Annotated in this window: 25 protein-coding genes; 12 read left to right on the top strand and 13 right to left on the bottom strand. The window is 63.6% G+C overall.

The features are described from left to right. Positions 1 to 4 precede the first annotated feature (4 nt). A complete protein-coding gene (locus LZ496_RS08125) occupies positions 5 to 907 on the bottom strand; it encodes a DMT family transporter (RefSeq protein ID WP_249904135.1) in 903 nt (300 codons plus the stop codon). A 169-nt stretch (positions 908 to 1076) separates the two neighbouring features. Here LZ496_RS08125 and LZ496_RS08120 point away from each other — a divergent pair, with 169 nt between their 5' ends. Both LZ496_RS08120 and LZ496_RS08115 read left to right on the top strand, forming a co-directional pair. Further along, the gene (locus tag LZ496_RS08120) at positions 1077 to 2165 is read left to right on the top strand and encodes an alkene reductase (protein WP_249904134.1); all 1089 of its coding nucleotides are present in this window, start codon (positions 1077 to 1079) and stop codon (positions 2163 to 2165) included. A 32-nt stretch (positions 2166 to 2197) separates the two neighbouring features. Then, a complete protein-coding gene (locus tag LZ496_RS08115) occupies positions 2198 to 2824 on the top strand; it encodes an SOUL family heme-binding protein (RefSeq protein WP_249904133.1) in 627 nt (208 codons plus the stop codon). Here the strand turns inward: LZ496_RS08115 and ribH are convergent. From ribH to LZ496_RS08100, 3 genes are all read right to left on the bottom strand, one after another. Next, the gene (ribH, locus tag LZ496_RS08110) at positions 2817 to 3236 is read right to left on the bottom strand and encodes a 6,7-dimethyl-8-ribityllumazine synthase (protein WP_249904132.1); all 420 of its coding nucleotides are present in this window, start codon (positions 3234 to 3236) and stop codon (positions 2817 to 2819) included. The genes LZ496_RS08115 and ribH overlap by 8 nt on opposite strands. 1 nt (position 3237) lies before the next feature. Next, positions 3238 to 4524: a 3,4-dihydroxy-2-butanone-4-phosphate synthase gene (gene ribB, locus LZ496_RS08105; RefSeq protein ID WP_249904131.1), complete on the bottom strand. Its 1287-nt coding sequence runs from the start codon at positions 4522 to 4524 to the stop codon at positions 3238 to 3240. Between the two features lie 70 nt (positions 4525 to 4594). Continuing rightward, positions 4595 to 5062, bottom strand: a complete 468-nt coding sequence (locus LZ496_RS08100) for a GreA/GreB family elongation factor (RefSeq protein WP_249904130.1) — start codon at positions 5060 to 5062, stop codon at positions 4595 to 4597. Positions 5063 to 5174: 112 nt separating this feature from the next. Between LZ496_RS08100 and LZ496_RS08095 the strand changes: the two genes are divergently transcribed. Continuing rightward, entirely contained in the window at positions 5175 to 7043 is a 1869-nt protein-coding gene (locus LZ496_RS08095; protein ID WP_249904129.1) for an ABC-F family ATP-binding cassette domain-containing protein, read from the top strand. Between the two features lie 5 nt (positions 7044 to 7048). Here LZ496_RS08095 and LZ496_RS08090 read toward each other — a convergent pair whose 3' ends face one another. From LZ496_RS08090 to LZ496_RS08060, 7 genes are all read right to left on the bottom strand, one after another. Further along, a complete protein-coding gene (locus LZ496_RS08090; RefSeq protein ID WP_249904128.1) occupies positions 7049 to 7651 on the bottom strand; it encodes a riboflavin synthase in 603 nt (200 codons plus the stop codon). Positions 7652 to 7666: 15 nt separating this feature from the next. Then, positions 7667 to 8617, bottom strand: coding sequence for a bifunctional diaminohydroxyphosphoribosylaminopyrimidine deaminase/5-amino-6-(5-phosphoribosylamino)uracil reductase RibD (gene ribD / locus LZ496_RS08085; RefSeq protein ID WP_249904923.1), 951 nt, complete (start codon positions 8615 to 8617; stop codon positions 7667 to 7669). Positions 8618 to 8641: 24 nt separating this feature from the next. Continuing rightward, a complete protein-coding gene (locus LZ496_RS08080) occupies positions 8642 to 8965 on the bottom strand; it encodes a hypothetical protein (RefSeq protein WP_249904127.1) in 324 nt (107 codons plus the stop codon). Positions 8966 to 9051: 86 nt separating this feature from the next. Beyond that, complete coding sequence (locus LZ496_RS08075; RefSeq protein WP_249904126.1) at positions 9052 to 9723, bottom strand: energy transducer TonB; 672 nt, start codon at positions 9721 to 9723, stop codon at positions 9052 to 9054. Between the two features lie 78 nt (positions 9724 to 9801). Beyond that, positions 9802 to 11121 carry a glutamate--tRNA ligase gene (gene gltX / locus LZ496_RS08070; protein WP_249904125.1) on the bottom strand — a complete coding sequence of 440 codons (1320 nt, stop codon included), beginning with the start codon at positions 11119 to 11121 and terminating at the stop codon, positions 9802 to 9804. A gap of 33 nt (positions 11122 to 11154) precedes the next feature. Continuing rightward, positions 11155 to 11607 (bottom strand): META domain-containing protein, encoded by a 453-nt coding sequence (locus LZ496_RS08065; protein WP_249904124.1) that lies wholly within the window; start codon positions 11605 to 11607, stop codon positions 11155 to 11157. Positions 11608 to 11620: 13 nt separating this feature from the next. Further along, on the bottom strand, positions 11621 to 13282 hold the full coding sequence (locus tag LZ496_RS08060) for an NAD+ synthase (protein ID WP_249904123.1): 1662 nt from the start codon (positions 13280 to 13282) through the stop codon (positions 11621 to 11623). A 101-nt stretch (positions 13283 to 13383) separates the two neighbouring features. On the opposite strand from LZ496_RS08060, the gene LZ496_RS08055 reads away from it, so the two are divergent. Both LZ496_RS08055 and LZ496_RS08050 read left to right on the top strand, forming a co-directional pair. Next, positions 13384 to 14316 (top strand): ribose-phosphate pyrophosphokinase, encoded by a 933-nt coding sequence (locus LZ496_RS08055; RefSeq protein ID WP_249904122.1) that lies wholly within the window; start codon positions 13384 to 13386, stop codon positions 14314 to 14316. A 17-nt stretch (positions 14317 to 14333) separates the two neighbouring features. After that, the gene (locus LZ496_RS08050) at positions 14334 to 14918 is read left to right on the top strand and encodes an SOS response-associated peptidase family protein (protein WP_249904121.1); all 585 of its coding nucleotides are present in this window, start codon (positions 14334 to 14336) and stop codon (positions 14916 to 14918) included. Here the strand turns inward: LZ496_RS08050 and LZ496_RS08045 are convergent. After that, complete coding sequence (locus LZ496_RS08045; protein ID WP_249904922.1) at positions 14816 to 15208, bottom strand: response regulator; 393 nt, start codon at positions 15206 to 15208, stop codon at positions 14816 to 14818. The two genes, LZ496_RS08050 and LZ496_RS08045, sit on opposite strands and share 103 nt — an antisense overlap. A gap of 50 nt (positions 15209 to 15258) precedes the next feature. Here LZ496_RS08045 and LZ496_RS08040 point away from each other — a divergent pair, with 50 nt between their 5' ends. The 6 genes from LZ496_RS08040 to LZ496_RS08015 all read left to right on the top strand — a co-directional run bounded on the left by LZ496_RS08040 (position 15259) and on the right by LZ496_RS08015 (position 19304). Then, a complete protein-coding gene (locus LZ496_RS08040; protein WP_249904120.1) occupies positions 15259 to 15537 on the top strand; it encodes a DUF3572 family protein in 279 nt (92 codons plus the stop codon). Further along, on the top strand, positions 15537 to 16163 hold the full coding sequence (locus tag LZ496_RS08035) for an HAD family hydrolase (RefSeq protein WP_249904119.1): 627 nt from the start codon (positions 15537 to 15539) through the stop codon (positions 16161 to 16163). Before LZ496_RS08040 ends, LZ496_RS08035 begins: the two co-directional genes overlap by 1 nt. Further along, entirely contained in the window at positions 16160 to 16909 is a 750-nt protein-coding gene (locus tag LZ496_RS08030; protein WP_249904118.1) for an SDR family NAD(P)-dependent oxidoreductase, read from the top strand. The genes LZ496_RS08035 and LZ496_RS08030 overlap by 4 nt, the downstream gene beginning before the upstream one ends. A gap of 116 nt (positions 16910 to 17025) precedes the next feature. After that, the gene (locus LZ496_RS08025; protein WP_249904117.1) at positions 17026 to 17487 is read left to right on the top strand and encodes a RidA family protein; all 462 of its coding nucleotides are present in this window, start codon (positions 17026 to 17028) and stop codon (positions 17485 to 17487) included. 19 nt (positions 17488 to 17506) lie between these two features. Further along, complete coding sequence (locus tag LZ496_RS08020; RefSeq protein ID WP_249904116.1) at positions 17507 to 18184, top strand: glycerophosphodiester phosphodiesterase family protein; 678 nt, start codon at positions 17507 to 17509, stop codon at positions 18182 to 18184. Then, positions 18165 to 19304: a GNAT family N-acetyltransferase gene (locus tag LZ496_RS08015; protein WP_249904921.1), complete on the top strand. Its 1140-nt coding sequence runs from the start codon at positions 18165 to 18167 to the stop codon at positions 19302 to 19304. The genes LZ496_RS08020 and LZ496_RS08015 overlap by 20 nt, the downstream gene beginning before the upstream one ends. On the opposite strand, the gene LZ496_RS08010 is transcribed toward LZ496_RS08015, so the two are convergent. After that, on the bottom strand, positions 19280 to 20203 hold the full coding sequence (locus LZ496_RS08010) for an isoaspartyl peptidase/L-asparaginase family protein (protein WP_249904115.1): 924 nt from the start codon (positions 20201 to 20203) through the stop codon (positions 19280 to 19282). The genes LZ496_RS08015 and LZ496_RS08010 overlap by 25 nt on opposite strands. Before the next feature lie 90 nt (positions 20204 to 20293). Here LZ496_RS08010 and LZ496_RS08005 point away from each other — a divergent pair, with 90 nt between their 5' ends. Further along, on the top strand, positions 20294 to 21196 hold the full coding sequence (locus LZ496_RS08005) for an SPFH domain-containing protein (protein ID WP_249904114.1): 903 nt from the start codon (positions 20294 to 20296) through the stop codon (positions 21194 to 21196). The last annotated feature ends 2 nt before the right edge of the window (positions 21197 to 21198 follow it).

The following is a 21198-nucleotide window of genomic DNA, read 5'->3' as shown; positions in this document are numbered from 1 at the left end:
CGCGCTAATTGGGCGCCACCGCCGGTTCGTGCAAGGCGGCTCCGCCTTTCTGCTTCAGGCGAACCAGGATCAGCGCAGCGACAATCATCGCGGCTCCGGCGAAGTCACGGCCGGTCAGTGTCTCACCATAATAGATCCAGCCAAGCAGGGCTGAGAGCGCGGGCTGGGTCAGCATCGCAACGCCCACGACCAAGGGCGGCACATGTCCCAGCGCATAGACCAGCAGTCCCTGGCCGATGACCTGGCTGCACAGCGCAAGCGCGAACAGGCCCGCCCAATTTTCGGGAAATATCTGTTCGCCGGCGGTGATCGCGGCCGGGAGCAACATTGCAGCACCGAACAGGCTGGCCAGGAACAGCAGAGGCAGAGGTTGGAGCTCTCCCCGCGTCCGTTCGACCAGGATCAGATAGCCGGTGTAGAGCAGGCCGGCCAAGGCGGCGAGCAAGTCTCCGCGAAGATTCTCCGCCGACAGCTCCGCGCTGCCCCACATGAGGAGGCCGCACCCTAGCGCGGCAAGGCTTAGCGCAAGCGCCTGGATCGACGTGGGCCATTTACGGGCGAGCCAAAGTCCCCAGGCCGCGAAGAAGAAGCTGGAGATATTGCCGAACAAGGTGGCGTTGCCGAGCTTGGTGAGCAGGATTCCGGCATGCCACGCGGCCAGGTCGGCGGCGAAGAAGAAGGCCGCAGCCAGCACCGCGATGGTCAGCTTAGCGCGCGGCCAATGCACCGGCTGGCGGAACATCCAGGCAATCGCCCAAAGGAATGGAAGCGCGAGCGCAAGCCGCCAGAATCCCGCCGCAACTGGGCCGACTCCGCTGGTTCGAACCAGGAAGGGGCCGCAGGCAAGCGCCAAATTGCCGACCAGCAGTGCGATAAACGCAAGCGATTGGGACTTCTGTTTGCTCACCCGCGCCCACTAGGGGGAATTGGGCAAGAGCGGAAGCGATAACCGACCTTCGGTCCCATAAGTTCTATTTATGGATGCCCAGCGATTCCGCGATTGAACCGGTTTTCCGTCGAAACTATCTTCCGCCGCGGCGCTGGGGAACGCCTCGCATGTTCGTGAAAGGACTTTGATGCCTAGCCTATTCAACCCGCTCCAGCTTGGATCGATCGATCTCCCCAACCGGATCTTCATGGCGCCCTTGACCCGCGCCCGCGCCGGCCGGGAAGGCGTGCCTAACGAATTGATGGCTCGTTACTATGCCCAGCGCGCCGGTGCCGGCCTTATCATTTCCGAAGCGACGGGAATTTCCCGCGAAGGACTTGGCTGGCCGAATGCCCCGGGCCTTTGGAGCGAGGCGCAGGTCGATGGGTGGAAAACCGTAACGCAGGAGGTCCACCGGGCCGGCGGGCGGATCGTCGCCCAGCTGTGGCACATGGGCCGCCTCGTCCATTCGGACCTCGGTGGCGGTAAGCCGGTTTCTTCCTCCGCCACGACAGCGCCCGACTTTGCCCACACCTATGAAGGCAAGAAGCCTTATGAAGAGGCGCGGGCCGCCACACAGGCCGACATCGACCGGATCATCGGCGACTATGTGACGGCGGCACGCAACGCGATCGAGGCAGGATTCGATGGCGTCCAGATCCACGGCGCCAATGGCTATCTGGTCGACCAGTTCCTCCGCGATTCCGACAATCACCGGGACGACGCCTACGGCGGCTCGATCGACAATCGTCTCCGCTTCGTCCGGCAGGTGCTGGAAGCAGTCGGCGGCGCTATCGGCATGGACCGCGTCGGAATCCGCTTTTCGCCCAACATCCTCGTGCAGGGTGTCGAGGACAGTGACCCGATCGCGCTCTTCACGGAGCTGGCCAAGCTGCTTGAGGAGCTCCGCGTTCCGTGGATTGAGCTTCGCGAACCTTATAAGGCCACATCGGCCGGGTCGGTACCGACCGAGCCGGTCAGCCCGGCCATGCGCCAACATTATTCCGGCAAGATCGTGATCAACAGCGACCATGATTGGATCGACGCGCGGGTTCGTATCGCCGCGGGCACCGCCGACGCGGTCAGCATCGGCCGTCTGTTCATCGCCAACCCGGACCTGGTGAAGCGCATCGCCATCGATGCGCCGCTCAACCCGGGCGATCCGCGCACATTCTACTCCGGCGGCCCCGAAGGCTATGTCGATTATCCAGCGCTTGGGGAACAGGAAGCGGCCTGACCGGTTCCTCCCTTTCGCAAAGGGAGGACGATATGCGCAAGGACGTGATGGCGGGTGCGGCCGTCGGCGCAGCTCTGCTCGGCGGTGCGGCCTATTATTATTTCCGTGAACGTGCCCAAGAGGAGCCCGATTTCCGGGCACTGGAAAGCGACGGCGATCACCAGATCCGTGACTATCCGGCGCTGATCGTTGCCGAAACGGTGGTCAACGGGCCGCGCCGCGAGGCATTGGACGAGGGCCATCGGGTCCTTGCCGACTTCCTCGCCGCCAAGTCCCGGGACGGCGACGAATTGCCGATGCTCAATCCGGTGATCCAGGATTCAGGCGCGCCCATGGCCAGCGATCCGCCCCTGTTCGACGATGATCTGGAAGGCGCTTGGCGGACCCGCGTGGTCATGCCGTTGGGCCTCGGCGCCGATGAGCTCCCTGATCCGCCGGAGGGAGTCGAGCTCGTCGAGCTTCCGGCGCGGAAGGTCGCGGTCGTCAGTTTCTCCGGGCGATGGACCGATGCTCTGTTGCGGGAGCAGGAGGATCGCCTGCGCGGCTGGCTATCCAAACGCGGCGTGACGTCGCGGGGCGAGCCCGAATATGCCTTCTACAACTCGCCCATGGTCCCCGGGCCGCTACGCCGAAACGAACTCTGGCTCGCCCTCAGCTAAGTTTCGACTTCAGCTCCAGCAACGCCAGGGCAGCCTCAGCCGCGCCTCCGCCCTTGTTGGCGTGCTTCGGGTTGGCGCGAGCGATCGCCTGCGCTTCATTTTCCACGGTCAAGATGCCGTTGCCGACGGCCAGCCCGTCCATGGTCAGCGCCATCAGCCCGCGCGCGCTTTCACCGGCGACGATTTCGAAATGATAGGTTTCGCCGCGGATGACGACGCCCAGCGCGACAAAGGCGTCATAGTTTCCGCTCTCCGCCGCCAGTGCGACCGCGCCGGGAAGCTCGAGCGCTCCCGGAACGGTGATCGTCTCGTGGCTGTGTCCGGCCGCCTCGATCGCGCCCCGCGCTCCATCCAGCAGCATGTCGTTGAGATGCGCGTAGAATCGCGCCTCGGCAATCAGCACATGGGCCAAGCTATTTCTCCGGAGTCTGGATGCAGCGCTCTTCGACGATCGCCAGCCCATAGGCGGACAGGCCGACCGGCGAATGCCGCGTATTGGACAAGAGGATCATGTCGTGGATTCCGAGCGCGGCCAGGATCTGTGCTCCGATCCCATAACTCCTCAGCGCCTGGCTGCTCTCGGCTGGCTTGCCGGATCGGAGGTTGGCCGACAGCGACAGCGATCCCGGCGCCGCCGCATGCAGCGCAACGATTACCCCCGATCCTTCCGCCTCGATCATCGCCATGGCGCCGTCGAGCAGCCCGGCGCGCTGGGACTTCTCGCCCAGCACATCGGCGAACAGGTCGATCGAATGCATCCTGACCAGCGTTGGCTGGCCCGGGTCGATCGCCCCATGAACCAGCGCGAGCTGCTCCTCACCGCTCGCCTTGTCGCGGAAAACCTCGGCGTTCCAGCTCGCCCCGGACCGGGAGGTGAAGCGGGTCTCGGCAACCCGCTCCACCATATGATCCTTTTTCAGCCGATAGGCGATGAGGTCGCGGATCGTCCCGATCTTGAGGCCGTGGATCTTGGCGAACTCCATCAAATCGTCGAGCCGGGCCATCGTCCCGTCCTCGCGCATGATCTCGCAGATCACACCGCTGGGATTGAGGCCGGCAAGCCGCGATACGTCGACCGCCGCCTCAGTATGGCCGGCCCTCACCAGCACGCCGCCCGGACGGGCGACCAGCGGGAAGACATGACCCGGCGAAACGATCGCGTCCGGCCCCTTGCCCGCGTCGATCGCGACCGCGATGGTCCGCGCCCGGTCGGCGGCGCTGATCCCCGTCGTCACTCCTTCGCGGGCCTCGATCGAGACGGTGAAGGCCGTCTCCATGCTCGTCCCGTTGACCCGCGCCATCGGCTCCAGGCCCAGCTGGTCGACCCGTTCCTTGCCCAGCGCCAGGCAGATGAGGCCGCGGCCGTGCCGGGCCATGAAATTGATCGCATCGGGTGTCGCCATCTGCGCGGGGATGACCAGGTCGCCCTCATTCTCCCGGTCGTCGTCGTCGACCAGGATGAACATGCGTCCGTTGCGCGCTTCGTTGATGATCGCTTCGGCCCCGACCAGAACGTCCTGGACTCCGCCGTCGATCAGCTTCTCCAGCCGCACCAGCGTATCGGCCGTCGGGTTCCAGTCGGTGGCGCCCAGCTTGCGCAGGGAATTGGGGTGAAGTCCGGCGGCACGCGCCAGCCCGCTGCGGCTAGCTTCGCCGCTGTCTACCAGCGCGGTCAGCCGCTCAATCAGAGTCGTGGACATGGCGGGGCCGCTATCACACCATAATGTGATAATCTAGGGAAAAACGACCCAGTTCAGACTCTGTATCACATTATACGCTTGATGCCGTAACGGCCAAGATCAAAATGGGTTCGTCATCCGACGCAAACTCGACTTCGTCGCCGATTTCCGCACCCATCAGCGCACGAACCAGCGGGGCAGTGAAAGCGACGCGGTTGGCGGACGGTTCGCTTTCGTCATGCCCGACCACGTCCAGCGTCTGTGTTTGGCCATTGCGCACGAAAGTGACACGTGTCCCCAGCGCGACTTCGCTGCCATCCGCAGGTGGCGCAAGCTCCGCGCTTGCCAGCCGCTGGCGCCAGTATTTGGCATCGCGCAGCACGGACTTGCGTTCCTCTTCGGACATCTGGCTCTCAAGCTTGGCTTCCAGCTCCTCGTTGCGCGCCCTGATCAACTCGAAACCGCGCGGCGTTACCAAATTCGGCCCAGGGGGGATCGGCAGCTCAAACTTCGGCTCGAGATGTTCTTCATCGCTTTCCCGGCGGAAGGCGACGCTCATGATTTGACTGCCTTGGACATGATGCGGCTTCTAGCACGGTCGATACGAAAAGCGCAGATTGGCGAAATTCTGCGTCTTGGGTTTGCCACGATTGGCGGCTAGGGGCCCCTCCATGCTGACCATCAATGGAATCACGGTGCGCCTTGGCGGGCGCGCGATCCTCGACCGCGCGACCGCGGCGATCACGCCTGGAAGCAAGGTCGGGCTGATCGGCCGTAATGGCGCGGGAAAGTCGACCCTGATGAAGGTCATCGTCGGGCAACTCGAAGCCGACGAGGGCGAGATTGAAATGCCGCGCCGCACCAGGCTCGGCTATATCGCGCAGGAAGCACCAAGCGGCACACAAACCCCTTTCGAAGCGGTACTGGCCGCCGATATCGAGCGCGCATCGCTGCTCGATGAGGCGGAGCATTGCACCGACCCCCATCGCCTCGGCGATATCCACGACCGGCTGCTGGCGATCGACGCCTACAGCGCTCCCGCGCGGGCGGGCCGCATTCTCCTCGGCCTCGGCTTCGATGAGGAGATGCAGGGCCTTCCGCTCGACAGCTATTCCGGCGGCTGGAAGATGCGCGTTGCGCTCGCCGCGCTCCTGTTTTCGGCGCCGGACGTGCTTCTGCTCGATGAACCTTCGAACCACCTCGATCTCGAAGCGACATTGTGGCTGGAGAATTTCCTCAAAGGTTATTCGGGGACGCTCGTTGTCATCAGCCACGAACGCGACCTGCTGAATAACGTCGTCGATACCATCCTTCATCTCGAACGCGGCAAGATCAGCCTTTATTCCGGCAATTATGACGGCTTTGAACGGCAACGCGCCGAACGCGCTGCGCAGATCGCCGCCGCCAGCGCTGCCCAGGAAGCCCAGCGTGCCCGGCTGCAGGATTATATCGCCCGGAACAGCGCCCGCGCATCGACCGCCAAGCAGGCCCAGTCGCGCGCAAAGATGCTAGCGAAGATGCAGCCCATCGCTGCGCTTGCGGAAGATCCGAGCCTGAGCTTCGATTTCCCAAGTCCGACGGAACTGAGGCCGCCGCTGATCACCCTCGACATGGCGTCGGTAGGTTATGCGGAAGACTCGCCGGTCTTGCAGCAGCTTAACCTGCGCATCGATCCCGACGACCGCGTCGCGCTGCTCGGCCGCAACGGCAACGGCAAGACCACGCTGGCCCGATTGCTCGCGGCGCAGCTAAGCCCGATGGCGGGCACGGTCACCTCTTCCGGCAAGATGCGGGTCGGCTACTTCACTCAATATCAGGTGGAGGAACTCCACGGCGACGAAACCCCGCTCCAGCACATGACCCGCGCGATGGAAGGCAAGACGCCCGGCGCGGTCCGCGCGCAGCTTGGCCGGTTTGGCTTCTCGGGCGAAAAGGCGACTACGCTGGTCGGAAAGCTGTCCGGCGGCGAGCGCGCCCGTCTCGCCCTGGCGCTCATCACCCGCGATGCGCCCCACCTGTTGATCCTCGACGAGCCGACCAACCACCTCGACGTCGATGCCCGCGAAGCATTGGTCCAGGCGCTCAATGGCTATGACGGCGCCGTCATCCTCATCAGCCACGATCGCCATATGGTCGAGCTGACCGCCGATCGGCTGGTGCTGGTCGAACATGGCATGGCGGTCGACTATGCCGGCAGCATCGACGATTACATCGACTTCGTCCTCGGCAGGAACCAGCCCAAGGGCGAGAAGAAGCCGAAAGCCTCAAAGGCTGAACGCAAGGCCGAATATAGGGCCCGCGATGACTCGCGAGCGCTCAAGAAGGCCGCGACGGATGCCGAGGCGGCCAGTATCCGCCTCGCGGCGCTGTGCACTTCCATCGATCAGGCGATGGCGGATCCGGCCGCCGCCGAGCCGGCGCTCGCCTCATTGTCCATGGCCGAACTTGGCCGCCGCCGCGCGAAGGCAGCCGCGGAACTGCAAGAAGCCGAGGCGCTTTGGATGGAAATCAGCGAGCAGCTGGATCGGCTCGCGGCCTGATGGCGTTAGCCGCGCGCGTCGGTCATCCGCTTGAGGTAACGCGCCAGCACGTCGATCTCGAGGTTCAGCTTCCGCCCCGCCGCGATCCCGCCGAACGTAGTGTGCTCGGCGGTGTGCGGGATCAGGTTGATCGTGAAGCTGGTGGCATCGCCCGCATCTTCAACTTCGTTGACGGTCAGCGAAACGCCGTCGAGCGCGATCGATCCCTTGGGCGCGATGCCGCCGCCAAGCGCGCGCGGCGCCTCGATGCTGATGTCGATGCTACCGCCAACCTCTTCGGCGCGAGTCACGGTGGCGACCGCGTCAACATGCCCGGTAACGATATGGCCGCCCAATTCGTCGCCGACCCTCAGCGCCCGCTCCAGATTGAGGCGCGCACCTTCGGTCCAAAGTCCCGGCGCGGTCTTGGACACAGTCTCCTGGCTGATGTCGACCGCGAACCAGTCCTGGCCCTTGTCGACCACGGTCAGGCAGGCGCCGGAACAGGCGATCGATGCGCCCAGGTCGACGGTATCCAGGTCATATTCGCAACCGATGGTGAGGCGCAGGTCGCCCTTCTGCTCGGCTTTGCGGACAGTGCCGATGTCGGTGATGATGCCGGTGAACATGGGCGGTCCGCTCTCCTAATTGCGAACGCGCTCGTAGACTTCGAGCCGGTCGATGCCAAGCCGCGAGCCGTCCCCGGCTTTCCACCGGCCATGGGCGTCAGCAATTGCGTCCAGCCCGATGTAGCCGACGCTCGACTTGCCCTCGCCGACCAAGATCGGCGCCCGGTAGATCAGGATCCGGTCGACCAGGTCGGCCGCCAGGAATGCGGTCGCAGTGGCCGAACCGCCCTCGACCAGAAGGTCGTTGACGTCATGAAGTCGATAGACATCCTTCGGAGAAGAAAGGATTTCCCATCCCTTGACCGCTTCGCCGCGGGTCAACAGCGCGCGTCTCGGCGACCATTGTTCCAACCCCGGCAGGCGCACGTCCAGCTTGGGCTGATCGGCCATATATGTCCCGCGCCCAACCAGGATCATGTCGCTCGACGCCCGTTCCAGATGGACATGCGCGCGCGCATCCTCGCCCGTGATCCATTTGGATTCGCCAGAAGGAAGCGCGATCTTGCCGTCGATCGACAGTGCAAGCTTCAACGTGATGCGCGGCCGGCCCCGCTCGACCCGGCTCAGATAGCCGGACATGCTGTCCTTGGAGAACTCCCGGCCGACGCCCGTCTTCACTTCGATCCCGGCGGCTTTCAGCAGCTTGATGCCTTGCCCGGCCGTTCGCGGGTCGGGATCCTTGATGCCGATCACCACCCGGGCGATTCCGGCCTCGGGGATCAGGGTTGAGCAGGTCGGCCCGCGCTCGCTGGCGTGGGCGCAGGGCTCCAGGGTCGTATAGAGGGTAGCGCCCTTTGCCTTGGTACCTGCATCGGCCAGCGCCACCGCTTCGGCGTGCGGCCGGCCACCGGGAGCGGTCGCTCCTCGGCCGACGACCTCGCCGTCTTTGACGATCAGGCAGCCGACATTGGGGTTTGGGGCGGTGCGGCCACGGGCGGCTTCGCCGAGCCGCGCCGCTTCGAGCATGAAGCGCCGGTCGCTCAATGCGCGCTACTCGATGCCCAGTTCTTTTTGGAGTTTCTCAAACTCCTTGCGGCGCGCTTCCTCGGCCTTCTTCCGGTCCTCGGATGCTTTCTTCTGGTCACGAATAATGTCGGCGTCGGTACGGTCCGGCCCATAATTCTCGACATAGACGATCTGCGGCGGCGGGGCTGTGTTGATCGACGAATCGACGATGAAAACGATGACGATGATAATCGTCACCAGAACCGCCAGCATTGCTCCGATCACCTGGTCGCGGCTGCGCTGCCGCATGAACGCGGCCAGGTCACGCAAGGCGGCACGTGGGCCGACCATCGGGGGTAGGATCGCCATGGCCGCGTATGTAGGGCCCCCTGGCCCTCGGGGCCAGCCCCCATCAGTGCACGAGGCGTAGTGCCAGCCCCGTGCCACCGCGATGCTCACACCTCCTCCAACCGGAAGGAAAGATTGATCACTGTCGAAGATCCGACCGCGACGCCGTCCTCGGTCGCGGGCTTGTAGCGCCAGGCCCGGATGATGTGACGTCGTGCCGCCTCCAGGAAGCTGGGATCGGCCGCGCCCACCGGCTCGACCGATGTCACGCGCCCTCGGGCATCGATCGTCAACTTGAGCCTTAGTGTCGCCTCTTCCTCCAGGCGCAACTTGTCGTTGGGGTATGGCGGCTTCAGTGCGCTTGCCGGCGTGTTGAAGCGGGCGGCTACGCGAACCGGCGCCGGCTTGGGCGGGTCGACGAAGGAGAAGTCGGAGCCGATGACCGCACCGATATCCTCGATGGCCGTTCCTTGCGCGAGGCTGGATGAAAGCGGCGCGTTCATGTCGACGATACTATCCGTTCGGTCGATGAACGTTGGCTGAGTGACCTGTTCGGCCGGCCTGGATTTGTAGGGAGGACTCGGGGAAGGCGGCGGCGGCGGAGCGACCGGAATCTCGATCAGCTCCGTCGGATCGATACGCGGAATCGTCACGATATCCATCTTGGCTGCCATCACTGCTGCAATCGCTGCGGCATGTCCGGCCACGATGAGCACCAGGGCGCTTGGGGAGTTGGAGCGGCCGGCAACCCGGCGGCTGTTGGCGGCGTAAGCGAGCATCGCAAATCTCCTGCCGTTGATAATTGCGATGTTACATCATTACATTGCTTCGGCAAGAGGCAATTTAACGGCTGGATTTCACGCCAATGCTGATTTTTGAAGCCGCTGCACTGTCCGCTCCTTGCCGATCAGCCTGACCAGCGGCGCCATTTCCGGACCGGACTCGCGGCCAGTGATCGCCAGCCTCAGCGGCCGGAACAGGGCACGGCCTTTCCGGCCGCTCGATGCCTTCAGCTGGTCGGTCAGCGCATGCCAGGGGTCGTCCGACCAGTCGAGGGACGTGGCAAGCCTTGCAGCTTCGTCCAGCAGCGGCTTGTCGTCTTGCACGACTTCCGCCGCGTCTATCTCTCCGCTCAGGACAGGGATCCACTCGGCCGCTTCGGCGAGATGGCCGAGGTTGCCGCGGAGTACGAGCCATTCTTCCTCGCCAACGCCATCGGGCAGGCGATCGGAGACGTCCTTATGGTCCAGATGGTGGAGCAGCTTGGCGTTGAGCAATTCGACGTCATGAGGATCGAAATGGGCCGGCGCCCGGCCGAAATGCGCAAAGTCGAATGTCGCGGCCAGGCCGTCGAGACTGGGCACGGCTTCGACCGGCTCCGAAGTACCGATACGCGCCAGCAGCGAAAGCAGCGCCATCGGCTCGACGCCTTCCTCGCGCAGATGCTCCGCGCCATAGGATCCGAGCCGCTTCGACAGCTTGCCCTCCGCCGCGACCAGCAGCGCTTCATGGGCCAGCTTGGGCGGCTCGGCTCCCAGCGCCGCGAACATCTGCAACTGGACTGCGCTGTTCGACACATGGTCTTCGCCGCGGACGATGTTGGTGATCTCAAGGTCGATGTCGTCGATGACGCTGGGCAGCAGGTAAAGCCAGCTTCCGTCGGCGCGGCGGATCACCGGATCGCTGATCAGCTTGGGGTCGAACTTCTGGTGGCCGCGAATAAGGTCGTCCCATTCGATTGGATGATCGTGGTCCAGCTTGAACCGCCAGTGCGGTGCGACGTCCTCGGGTACGGGTGAACCTTCCGCCTTCCGCTCATAGACCGGCGGAAGGCCGCGACCGAGCAGCACCTTGCGCCTCAGCTCCAGCTCTTCCGGCGTTTCGTAACAGGCATAGACCCGGCCGGCAGTTTTGAGCCGCTCAAACTCGCGCTCGTAGAGGGCAAATCGCTCCGACTGGCGAACCATGGCGTCAGTCTTGAGCCCCAGCCAGCTGAGGTCGTCGACGATCGCCTCGACATATTCTTCGCGACTCCGCTCAAGGTCGGTATCGTCGATCCTCAGCAGGAACCGCCCACCATGCTTCCTGGAGAACAGGAAGTTATGGAGCGCGGTCCGGATATTTCCGACATGAAGGCGGCCGGTCGGCGAAGGTGCGAAGCGGGTAACAACGGTCATGGCGCGCCCCTAGCACTCGCCTGTCGGAAATGGCTAGCGGCGCTCAAGCGCCAGGTTGCCCCCGGTGCCGGACAGATTGGCCTCTTTGCCTTCCTTCCCGAAGATGGCGATCGTCGCACCCTGCAAGGCGGCATAGGCGGCCTCATGCTCCGCGCTGGTCCCCCGACCCTCGCAATTGGCGCTTCCGCCGGGATCGACGGCGAACGAAACGACATTGCGCTTTTGCGTATAGGTCAAACCGCGGCGAACGCAGCCCGAAGCGATGTTGGCCTTGCCGCCCGAAAAGCTGGCCGTCATCGATCCCGATCCGACGGGCTTTCCATCGATAGAAGCGACGCTCCAATCGCCGTCGAGCGAAGGAACGCTGTCGGCCGCCGCCGGTGCGGCAGGCGCCTCGGCAGCTTCGTTGGCGGCAACATCATGGCCCTCATGCTGGCCGCAAGCGGCGACGAGGAGCAGGGCGGCCGCGGCCAATATGCGGGTCATAGGGTCGATCCTATCAGCTGGTGTGGAAGGCGTTGGTGATCGGGTAACGCCGATCGCGCCCGAAGTTTCGTGTGCCGAGCTTTACGCCAGGGGGCGCCTGCCGGCGCTTATATTCTGCCCGAAGCAGCTTCCGCTCGATATCCGCGACGATGGCGATGTCGGCATTTGTAGCTGCCGCCGCTTCCTTCACCGACATTTCCTTTTCGACCAGCGCTTCGAGGATTCGGTCGAGCAGCTCATAGGACGGAAGGCTGTCCTCGTCCTTCTGGTTGGGACGGAGCTCCGCGGTCGGCGGCTTGTCGATCACTCTCTGCGGCATCACCGGCCCGGCCGGCCCGAACGCTCCCTCCGGCTGCACGGAATTGCGCCATCTCGATAGCGCAAAGCAGGTCGTCTTATAGGCGTCCTTCAACACCGAATAACCGCCCGCCATGTCGCCATAAAGCGTCGCATAGCCCACCGACATTTCGCTCTTGTTCCCGGTCGTCAGAAGCATGTGGCCGAAGCGGTTGCTGAGCGCCATCAGGGTCACCATGCGCAGGCGCGACTGGATATTCTCCTCGGCGAGACCCGCCTGGGATCCGTCAAATGCCTTGGCCAGCATCTCGTCCAGCGCACCGACACCGGCAACAATGGGAATGACGTCATGACGTACTCCGAGCAGCCTCGCACACGCCTCTGCGTCCTCGAGACTCTCATCGCTGGTATATTTGGAAGGCAGCATCACGCACCAAACCTTGTCGGCGCCAAGCGCATCCACCGCCACCGCCGCCGACAATGCGCTGTCGATTCCGCCCGACAGGCCGAGGATCACGCCCGGAAAACCGTTGGCTCCCACATAGTCGCGCAGAGCCAGCATCATCGCCCGGTACATGTCCTCCGGATAGGGCGAGAGGGCGGCGCGCTGGCCAGACTCGCAGCGCCAGCCGTTAGGCGTCCTCACCCAATCGGTCAGCTCCATCGCTTCCTCGAAGTCCGGCAACTGGACCGCGATCGACCCGTCATCGTTGGTGACGAAGCTCGATCCGTCGAACACCAGCTCGTCCTGGCCGCCCACTCGATTGAGATAGACGAGCGGCAGGCCAGTTTCGATCACCCGCTCGCGAACCTGCCGCTGGCGGAGGCTATCCTTGTCCACCTCATAGGGGCTGCCATTGGGTGACAGCAGGATTTCGGCTCCTTGCTTGGCCAGATGCGAACAGACCCGCTCAGCCCAAATATCCTCGCAGATCGGAACCCCCAGCTTCACGCCCCTGAACAGGATTGGCTCTGGAAGCGGACCCGACGTGAACACGCGCTTTTCGTCGAAGGTGCCGTAGTTGGGCAGTTCATGCTTCAACCGCCGTCCGACGATCCTCCCGCCTTCCGCCAGGATCACGCAATTATAATTGGCGCCGCCTTCGGAATGGATGGATCCGAACAAGAGCGCGGGTCCGCCGTCGACCGTCGCATCGACCAGCCGCTCCGCCGTCTCCATCGTCTGCCGCACGAATTCAGGTTTCAGGACAAGGTCCTCGGGCGGGTAACCGGTCAGCTGCAATTCCGGCACCAAAACCAGTTCGGCTCCTTGGGCGGCTGCCTTGGCGCGCCATTCCAGCATTCGTTCGGCATTGCCGGCCAGATCGCCGATCCGCTGGCTCAGCTGCACAAGTGCGATGCGAAGGCTTGTCGTCACGCTGCTGGATTTAATGCCGCCAGCCGCCAGCGCAACCTTGCCCTTGCGGCACATGCTTTCTAAGGGGCGCGATAAGGGCCAGCTGACACGGGATCGTCACAATGAAATTGCTTGCCGGTAATTCGAACCTGCCGCTCGCCCGCGCGATCGCGGATTATCTTGAGCTGCCGTTGACCCAGGCAAGCGTCCGGCGCTTCGCGGACGAGGAAGTATTCGTCGAAATCCACGAAAATGTCCGCGGCGAAGACGTGTTCGTGGTCCAGTCGACCAGCTTCCCGACCAACGACAATCTGATGGAGTTGCTGATCTGCATCGACGCGCTGAAGCGCGCTTCGGCAAAGCGGATCACGGCGGTCATCCCCTATTTCGGCTATGCGCGTCAGGACCGAAAGCCCGGGCCTCGTACACCGATCTCTGCAAAGCTGGTTGCCAACATCATCACGGTTGCGGGCGCCGATCGCGTCCTGACGATGGACCTGCACGCTGGGCAGATTCAGGGCTTTTTCGACATCCCGACCGACAATCTCTGGGCGGCACCGGTCATGGCGGCCGATATCCAGGCCCGGTACCAGAACAAGAAGCTGATGGTGGTTTCACCTGACGTCGGCGGCGTGGTCCGTGCACGAAGCCTCGCCAAGCGGCTGGACAACGCGCCGCTGGCCATCGTCGACAAGCGCCGCGAGCGCGCCGGCGAATCCGAGGTGATGCATATCATCGGCGATGTGGAGGGTCACTGCTGCGTCCTCGTCGACGACATCGTCGATAGCGCCGGAACGCTCTGTAACGCCGCGGCGGCGCTGAAGGAGCAGGGCGCGACCGAGGTCATGGCCTATTGCAGCCACGGGGTCCTGTCCGGTGCGGCCGAGGCTCGCGTCGCGGCTAGCGTATTGACCGAGCTCGTCGTCACCGACTCAATCTTCCGTGAGGGCCTCAGCGAAGACGGCAAGATCCGGCGTCTCACCATTGCACCGCTGTTCGGCGAAGCGATCCACCGAATTGCCGACGAAAGCAGCGTCTCGAGCCTGTTCGACTAAGGGAAAGGCGCGAGGCGATGTGCAATCTTTACCGACTGCACAAAGGCGCCGACGCGATCCGGCAGATATTCGAAGGCCTGGGCCACCAGCTGCACTTCCCGGAAGGCATTCCCAACCTTCAGCCGACCGACATCCGAATTACCGATCCCGCGCCGATCGTCCGCATGGGTCAAAACGGCCTCGAATTGATCATCCGCCGATGGAGCTGGCCGGGCACGCATGGCAAGCCGGTGTTCAACCTGAAGTCCGAAGGGCGGAAATTCACCAAGCGCTGCCTGGCGATCGCCGACGGATTCTACGAATTCACAACTCCCGACGACCCAAAGGCAAAGCGGAAGAACAAATGGCTCTTCTCGCCGGTCGAAGGGGAATTCATCGGCATTGCGGCCGTAACCCAGACTCATCCCGAAGTTGGCGAGGCGTTCAGCCTGCTGACCGGGGAACCTTCACCGGAAGTTGCAACGCTTCATCATCGGCAGATCATCCTGCCAAAGCCGGATCACTGGCTGGAATGGTTGGATCCTTCATCCAGTCTTCCGCCCTCCAGCAACTGGTCCACAGTTTCGGCAAAACGCATCACCGAAATGGGTTTGGAGACATAGGCTTGCGCCCCGGCAGCGCGGATCCGCTCGTCGTCGCCGGCCGCGGCATAGGCGGTGACAGCCATGATCGGCACATCCTTCAGCTCCTCGTCAGCGCGGAGGAGCTCCATCAGTTCAATGCCGGTCACGTAAGGGAGCTGGATGTCGGTGATGACGAGGTCCGGCTTGAAGCTGCGCGCAGCGTCCAGCGCCTCCCGGCTGTCGGTCACCGGCTCGGTCTCGTGGCCGTGCGCGTTCAGCAGGTCGCAGAACAGCTTGATGTTGAGGGCGTTGTCCTCGACAACCAATATTCTAGCCAAACCTTCTTACCCCCGAACCTGGATCCTGACGCGAATAGGCGATGTTAAGCCACTCGACAAATGAAGCGCCCGGCGATTGCGAAGCGCTCGCCCTCGCCGCATTGGCCGTAACCCTCACCGACGAACGTCGGGCCTTGCGGTTCCTTGACCTCACCGGTTTGACTGCGGACGAACTCCGCAATCGTGCCGGAGAGAGGCGGCTTCTCGCCTCAACACTGGCGTTTCTCGAGGCCCATGAACCTGATTTGTTGCAGGTTGCGGCAGCAATCGGGGTAAAGCCAGAGCGGCTGGTTGCCGCCCGCGCGGAGCTCGAACGCTGATGGCCGGAACCACCAAACGTCCGCTGCTCATCACCGATTGCGACGAGGTGCTGCTGCACATGGTTTCGCATTTCGACGCATGGCTGGGCGAGGCACATGACATCCGCTTTGCCTTCGAATCCGGCAATTTCGGCGAGGCAATGACCCACAATCCAACCGGCAACCTCGTCCCGCGCGAACAGGTTTGGCCGCTGCTCGACCAGTTCTTCCGCCAGGAGATGCATCGCCAGACCATCGTTCCAGGCGCCGTTGAGGCGCTTGGGCAAATTGGCGAGATTGCCGATATCGTCATTCTCACCAACCTGGGCGACGAGGCGCATCCGTGGCGGGTAGACCAGCTGGCCAAGCACGGGATCCGGCACGAAGTGGTTTGCAACAGCGGCGGCAAGGGCGTCCCGGCGCGCGCGATCATCGATCGCTATGGCGCGGGTTCGACCGTCTTTGTCGACGACCTTCCGGTCCATCATGCATCGGTCGCCAAGCATGCGCCTGAGGTGCATCGGCTCCATATGGTGGCCGAGCCGAGGCTCGCCCCCGCCGTTCCGCCGGCGGAACATGCCCATATCAGGATAGACGATTGGCCGACGGCCGCGACATGGATTTTGGAAAGGCTCAAAGGCGAATGAACAAGACCATCTTCATTACTGGTGTGACCGCCGGGATCGGAGCCGCCACCGCGCGCCAGTTCGTCAGTCAGGGATGGCAAGTCGTCGGAACAGGACGGCGCCGCGACCGGCTCGACGCTTTGGCGACCGAGCTCGGCGACTTTTTTCATCCCGTCATGCTCGACATGCGCTGCCCGGACGATTTCCAGCCGGCGCTGGAGGCTCTGCCGGAACGCTATCGAAAGATCGACCTGCTGCTCAACAATGCCGGGCTCGCGCCGCCAATGAGCACCCTGCAGGAGGCCGAGCAAGGGCCGATCGATGTCGCGATCGATACCAATGTCACCGGCCTCGTCGCCCTGACCCGGATACTTTTGCCGGGGCTGATCGAGCGCAAGGGCGCCGTCATCAACCTCTGCTCGGTGGCGGCGACATACCCTTATCGGGGAGGCTGCGTTTATGCCGGGACCAAGGCTTTCGTCCGCCAATTCTCGCTCGGGCTTCGCTGCGATCTTCACGGCACAGGCGTTCGGGTGACTTCGATTGAACCCGGTATGATCGAAACGGAATTCACAATCGTCCGAACCGGCGGGGACAAGGCGGCAAGCGACGCCCTTTATGCGAATATGGACCCGATGACGGCGGACGACCTCGCCGGGACCATCTGGTGGGTCGCGACCTTGCCGCCGCACGTCAACATCAACACACTGGAGCTGATGCCGACCAACCAGAGCTGGGCCGGCTTTGCCGTGCACCGCAACGAATAGCCGTGATTGCGAGGAGCGATAGCGACGCGGCAATCCACTTTGCTGGATTGCTTCGCTCCGCTCGCAATGACGCGGCGCGGGTTGACCTACGTATTGTTCAAGTGCTTACGGCGACCATGAGCATCGAACAGCGCCTTGCCGAACTCGGCATCACCCTTCCCGAACCGGCCGCTCCGGTGGCTGCCTATGTCCCCGCGGTCGAGGCCAACGGGCTCCTCCACATCTCGGGCCAGATCAGCTTCGCCGAAGACGGAAGCCTGATCAAAGGCCGGCTTGGCGAGAATATGGACCTTGAGGCCGGACAGGCTGCAGCTCGCCGCTGCGGGATCATGCTGGTCGCCCAGATGAAGGCCGCGCTTGGTTCGCTTGACCGTGTCGAGCGGGTCGTGAAGCTCGGCGTCTTCGTCAACAGCCATGGCGATTTCACCGACCAGCCGAAGGTCGCCAATGGCGCCTCGGAACTGATGCAGGACGTGTTCGGGGAAATCGGCCGTCACGCCCGCTCGGCTGTTGGCGTTCCGGTCTTGCCGCTTGGAGTCGCGGTCGAGGTGGATGCGATCGTTCAGGTCAAAGCCTGATCCGCTAGATCCCGGGGCAATGGGGTTCGCGCACCGCGGGCTCCACGGCCCCGGCGTTCCCGAAAATAGCCTCGCGGCCTTCCGTGCCGCGCTCGACATTGGGGCTGGGATCGAATGCGACGTGCGCCTGTCCGGCGACGGCCAGGTCATGGTGTTCCACGATCATGACCTGCGGCGGCTGTGCGCTTCCGCGCTGGCCGTCGAATCGACGCCAGCCGCAACCCTTGCCGCTCAAAAGCTGTACGACAGCGGTGAACATATTCCCCGGCTGAGCGAGATGCTCGACCTTGTGGCAGGACGGGTGCCGCTGCTGGTCGAGGTAAAGTGCCGGGGCGGCAATGCCGCGCAGGTGACTGCAGCCGTCGTTGCCCAGCTTAATGGCTATCCCGGTCCAGTAGGCGTCATGAGTTTCGAGCCTTCGGTTGGGCGCTGGCTGGCGCGCCACGAGCCGCAAGTCCGGCGCGGGCTCGTAATTTCCGGGCGCGCCGGAGCCTTCGACCGTTGGCGGTCCATTCGATCGGCTTCACCGCATTTCCTGGCGGTCGATTTTGGTGCCCTGACCCGGACATGGGTACAAAAAGCCCGACGGGGGCGCTGGGTCTACAGCTGGACAATCCGCTCGCCTGACCAAGGCCGGACAGGTGAAGTTCACGCCGATGCGCTTATCTGGGAAGGCGATGGCCGACCGGGAGCTTGAAATCGTCGCTCGGATTGCGCGGGGCGTTTCCGACCTGCCGTCCGAGATTTGGGACAGGCTGGCCCCCGCCGGCGATCCCTTCCTCAGCCATGCGTTCCTGTCGCTGCTGGAGCAGTCGGGAAGCGTCGGCGAAGGCACGGGCTGGACTCCGCTTCCGGTAATGGTCGAAAGGGCCGAGCACATCACCGCCGCGGCGCCCGCCTACCTCAAGACGCACAGCCAGGGCGAATATGTGTTCGACCATGGCTGGGCCGATGCGTGGCAGCGCGCGGGCGGCGATTATTATCCGAAGTTGCAGGTCTCGGTGCCGTTCACCCCCTGCGTCGGCAGGCGTTTGTTGGGGGACGACCCCAACGCATTGCTCGCCGCGCTTGAAACGGTGACGGTCCAGAACGGCCTGTCATCCGCGCACGTCACTTTCCTGGAAGACAGAGAGCTTGAGGCTGCCGTTGCGCGAGGGTGGCTGCGGCGGGACGGGCTGCAGTTCCATTGGCTCAATCGCGCCTATGGAAACTTCGATGATTTCCTTGGAGCTCTTGCAAGCCGCAAGCGGAAAGCAATCCGCAAGGAGCGTCTCGCGGCGACTGAGGGAATCGAGATCGTCGAACTGCGTGGCGCCGGGATCGAACCGGCGCACTGGGAAGCGATGTGGACCTTCTACCAGCATACCGGCGCCCGCAAATGGGGCCGCCCCTATCTCACCCGCGCCTTCTTCGATCAGGCCGGTGAGGCGATGGGGAACTCGGCGCTGATGTTTCTCGCGCTTTCGGGCGGGCGCCCGATCGCCGGTGCACTTAATTTTGTCGGCGGGGACACGCTTTATGGCCGCTATTGGGGCGCGATCGAGGATCGGCCCTTCCTGCATTTCGAATTGAGCTATTATCGGGCAATCGACTTTGCGATCGCCCACGGGCTGAAAACGATCCAGGCCGGGGCGCAAGGTGAGCACAAGCTTTCGCGCGGCTATGAGCCGGTGATTACGGCGTCGGCCCATTTCCTGCCCGATCCCGGTTTCAGGGGTGCGGTGGCGGATTTCCTTGTGCAGGAACGGGAAGCGGTTCGGTTGGAAATGGAATGGGCGAGGGCGGCATTGCCCTATCGTTCCGACTCTTCGTCGTAGATCGCGACCTGCCGCCCGTCCGGCCCTGCGATACCTCGGTACATTCCGGGTGTCGTGAAGCCCCATGCAGCTTCGCCCGACGGAGCAACGGCGATCATGCCGCCATTGCCGCCAAGCGATTTGATTTCCTCCAGCACGCCATCCAGTGATTCCTGCAGCCCCTCGCCGCCAAGCCGGACGCGGGCGCAAAGCTCGTGCGCCCCAGCCGCCCGAATGAAGACTTCGCCAAGGCCGGTGGCGCTGACGGCTGCTGCCCGGTCGTCGGCATAGGTGCCCGCGCCGACCAGCGGGGAATCGCCGATCCGCCCCCACCTTTTGGCAGTGAGGCCACCAGTCGACGTCGCCGATGCCACATGTCCCAGCACATCGACCGCGACGGCCCCGATCGTTCCATATTTGATGTCAGCGTCAAACGCTTCACTGCCACGTGCCAGGAGCTCGTCTAACTGCCGTCTCCGTTCGGGAGTCACGAACCAGCGGTTCGGAACCTGCTCGAGCCCGGCCTCGCAGGCGAAATCGTCGGCGCCTTCATAGCTCATCAGCACATGGGGGCTTTGCTCCATGACCGCCCGCGCGGCGCTGATCGGCGCTCTGGTCGATCGCAATCCCGCAACCGCGCCGCAGCGCCGGTCGCGCCCGTCCATGATTGCCGCGTCCAGCTCAACATGACCGTCATAGGCCAGCACGCTGCCACGGCCGGCATTGAAGCAGGCGTCCTCCTCCAGCACCCGCGCCGTCGCCTCGACCGCGTCCAGCGCGCTGCCGCCGGCCTCAAGAATCGCCGCGCCAGCGTCGAGCGCAGCGCTGAGGCCCGCTCTACCGAGTTCGTCCATTTCCTTCGAAAGTCCGCCGGGCCGCATTGACCCCGACCCGCCGTGAATGACCAATTTCCAGCTCATGGATTCGCCCTAGCCGGACAGAGCAGCGGTTTCCAGTTGACGTTGTCCGTGAATGATATAAATCTGATATCAGATTAAAGGGAGGGTGTAATGACCGAATCGAACGTCATTGCGTTGAACATGAACCGCGAGAGGCTGGCATCGACGATGAGCGGCTATATGATGCTCGCACTGTTGCTTCTATCGATCCTCGCGCAGGTCTGGGGCGTCGCGCAGCTTGCAAATGACAACAATGGACTGCTCCAGATCACGACCGTGATCGTGGCGCCGATCGTCCTGATCTTCGTCTCCTGCGGCTTCTACATGTTGCAACCCAACCAGGCCGCCGCGATCACATTGTTCGGTGATTATAAGGGTACCGACCGGACGACCGGACTGCGATGGGTCCTGCCTTGGCTGATGCGCCGCAAGCTGTCGGTCCGCGCCAACAATTTCATCAGCGAGAAGATCAAGGTCAATGACCTGCGCGGCAATCCGATCGAGATGGCGGCACAGATCGTCTGGCGTGTGGTCGACACGGCGCAGGCCCTGTTCGACGTCGACGATTATAAGGAATTCGTCCGGGTCCAGGTCGAGGCGGCGATCCGCACGATCGGTTCGCGCTACCCCTATGACGATTTCGAACATCTCGAAGTCACGCTTCGCGGCAACCACGACGAGGTCGGCGCCGAGCTTCGCAAGGAGCTGATCGCACGGCTCGCGGTAGCCGGCATCACCATCGACGAGTGCGGCTTCACCCACCTCGCCTATGCGACGGAAATCGCCGGAGCGATGCTCCGCCGGCAGCAGGCCCAGGCTATCGTCGCGGCGCGGCGGACGCTGGTCGATGGCGCGGTCGGGATGGTCGAGATGGCGCTCGCTTCCTTGAGCGAAAAGGATGTCGTCCACCTCGATGACGAGCGGCGCGCGGCCATGGTGTCGAATCTAATGGTCGTGCTCTGCGGAGAGCGCGACACCCAGCCCGTCGTCAACACCGGCACACTTTACCAGTAAGG

This window comes from Sphingomonas caseinilytica, assembly GCF_023516455.1.
GTDB lineage: Bacteria > Pseudomonadota > Alphaproteobacteria > Sphingomonadales > Sphingomonadaceae > Sphingomicrobium > Sphingomicrobium caseinilyticum.
Note: the sequence above shows the minus strand (reverse complement) of the source record. Positions and strands in the feature narration are given on the sequence as shown.

Bases quoted from the DNA above. Each gene is read 5' to 3' on its own strand.
- ribD (WP_249904923.1), bottom strand. From the start codon at position 8,617: ATGCTCGAAGCGGCGCGGCTCGGCGAAGCCGCCCGTGGCCGCACCGCC.
- LZ496_RS08080 (WP_249904127.1), bottom strand. From the start codon at position 8,965: ATGGCGATCCTACCCCCGATGGTCGGCCCACGTGCCGCCTTGCGTGAC.
- LZ496_RS08015 (WP_249904921.1), top strand. From the start codon at position 18,165: ATGGCCGACCGGGAGCTTGAAATCGTCGCTCGGATTGCGCGGGGCGTT.
- LZ496_RS08100 (WP_249904130.1), bottom strand. From the start codon at position 5,062: ATGAGCGTCGCCTTCCGCCGGGAAAGCGATGAAGAACATCTCGAGCCG.
- LZ496_RS08090 (WP_249904128.1), bottom strand. From the start codon at position 7,651: ATGTTCACCGGCATCATCACCGACATCGGCACTGTCCGCAAAGCCGAG.
- LZ496_RS08010 (WP_249904115.1), bottom strand. From the start codon at position 20,203: ATGAGCTGGAAATTGGTCATTCACGGCGGGTCGGGGTCAATGCGGCCC.
- LZ496_RS08040 (WP_249904120.1), top strand. From the start codon at position 15,259: ATGTTAAGCCACTCGACAAATGAAGCGCCCGGCGATTGCGAAGCGCTC.
- LZ496_RS08025 (WP_249904117.1), top strand. From the start codon at position 17,026: ATGAGCATCGAACAGCGCCTTGCCGAACTCGGCATCACCCTTCCCGAA.
- gltX (WP_249904125.1), bottom strand. From the start codon at position 11,121: ATGACCGTTGTTACCCGCTTCGCACCTTCGCCGACCGGCCGCCTTCAT.
- LZ496_RS08050 (WP_249904121.1), top strand. From the start codon at position 14,334: ATGTGCAATCTTTACCGACTGCACAAAGGCGCCGACGCGATCCGGCAG.
- LZ496_RS08030 (WP_249904118.1), top strand. From the start codon at position 16,160: ATGAACAAGACCATCTTCATTACTGGTGTGACCGCCGGGATCGGAGCC.
- LZ496_RS08095 (WP_249904129.1), top strand. From the start codon at position 5,175: ATGCTGACCATCAATGGAATCACGGTGCGCCTTGGCGGGCGCGCGATC.
- LZ496_RS08020 (WP_249904116.1), top strand. From the start codon at position 17,507: ATGGGGTTCGCGCACCGCGGGCTCCACGGCCCCGGCGTTCCCGAAAAT.
- LZ496_RS08035 (WP_249904119.1), top strand. From the start codon at position 15,537: ATGGCCGGAACCACCAAACGTCCGCTGCTCATCACCGATTGCGACGAG.
- LZ496_RS08075 (WP_249904126.1), bottom strand. From the start codon at position 9,723: ATGCTCGCTTACGCCGCCAACAGCCGCCGGGTTGCCGGCCGCTCCAAC.
- LZ496_RS08120 (WP_249904134.1), top strand. From the start codon at position 1,077: ATGCCTAGCCTATTCAACCCGCTCCAGCTTGGATCGATCGATCTCCCC.
- LZ496_RS08005 (WP_249904114.1), top strand. From the start codon at position 20,294: ATGACCGAATCGAACGTCATTGCGTTGAACATGAACCGCGAGAGGCTG.
- LZ496_RS08055 (WP_249904122.1), top strand. From the start codon at position 13,384: ATGAAATTGCTTGCCGGTAATTCGAACCTGCCGCTCGCCCGCGCGATC.
- LZ496_RS08065 (WP_249904124.1), bottom strand. From the start codon at position 11,607: ATGACCCGCATATTGGCCGCGGCCGCCCTGCTCCTCGTCGCCGCTTGC.
- LZ496_RS08115 (WP_249904133.1), top strand. From the start codon at position 2,198: ATGCGCAAGGACGTGATGGCGGGTGCGGCCGTCGGCGCAGCTCTGCTC.
- ribB (WP_249904131.1), bottom strand. From the start codon at position 4,524: ATGTCCACGACTCTGATTGAGCGGCTGACCGCGCTGGTAGACAGCGGC.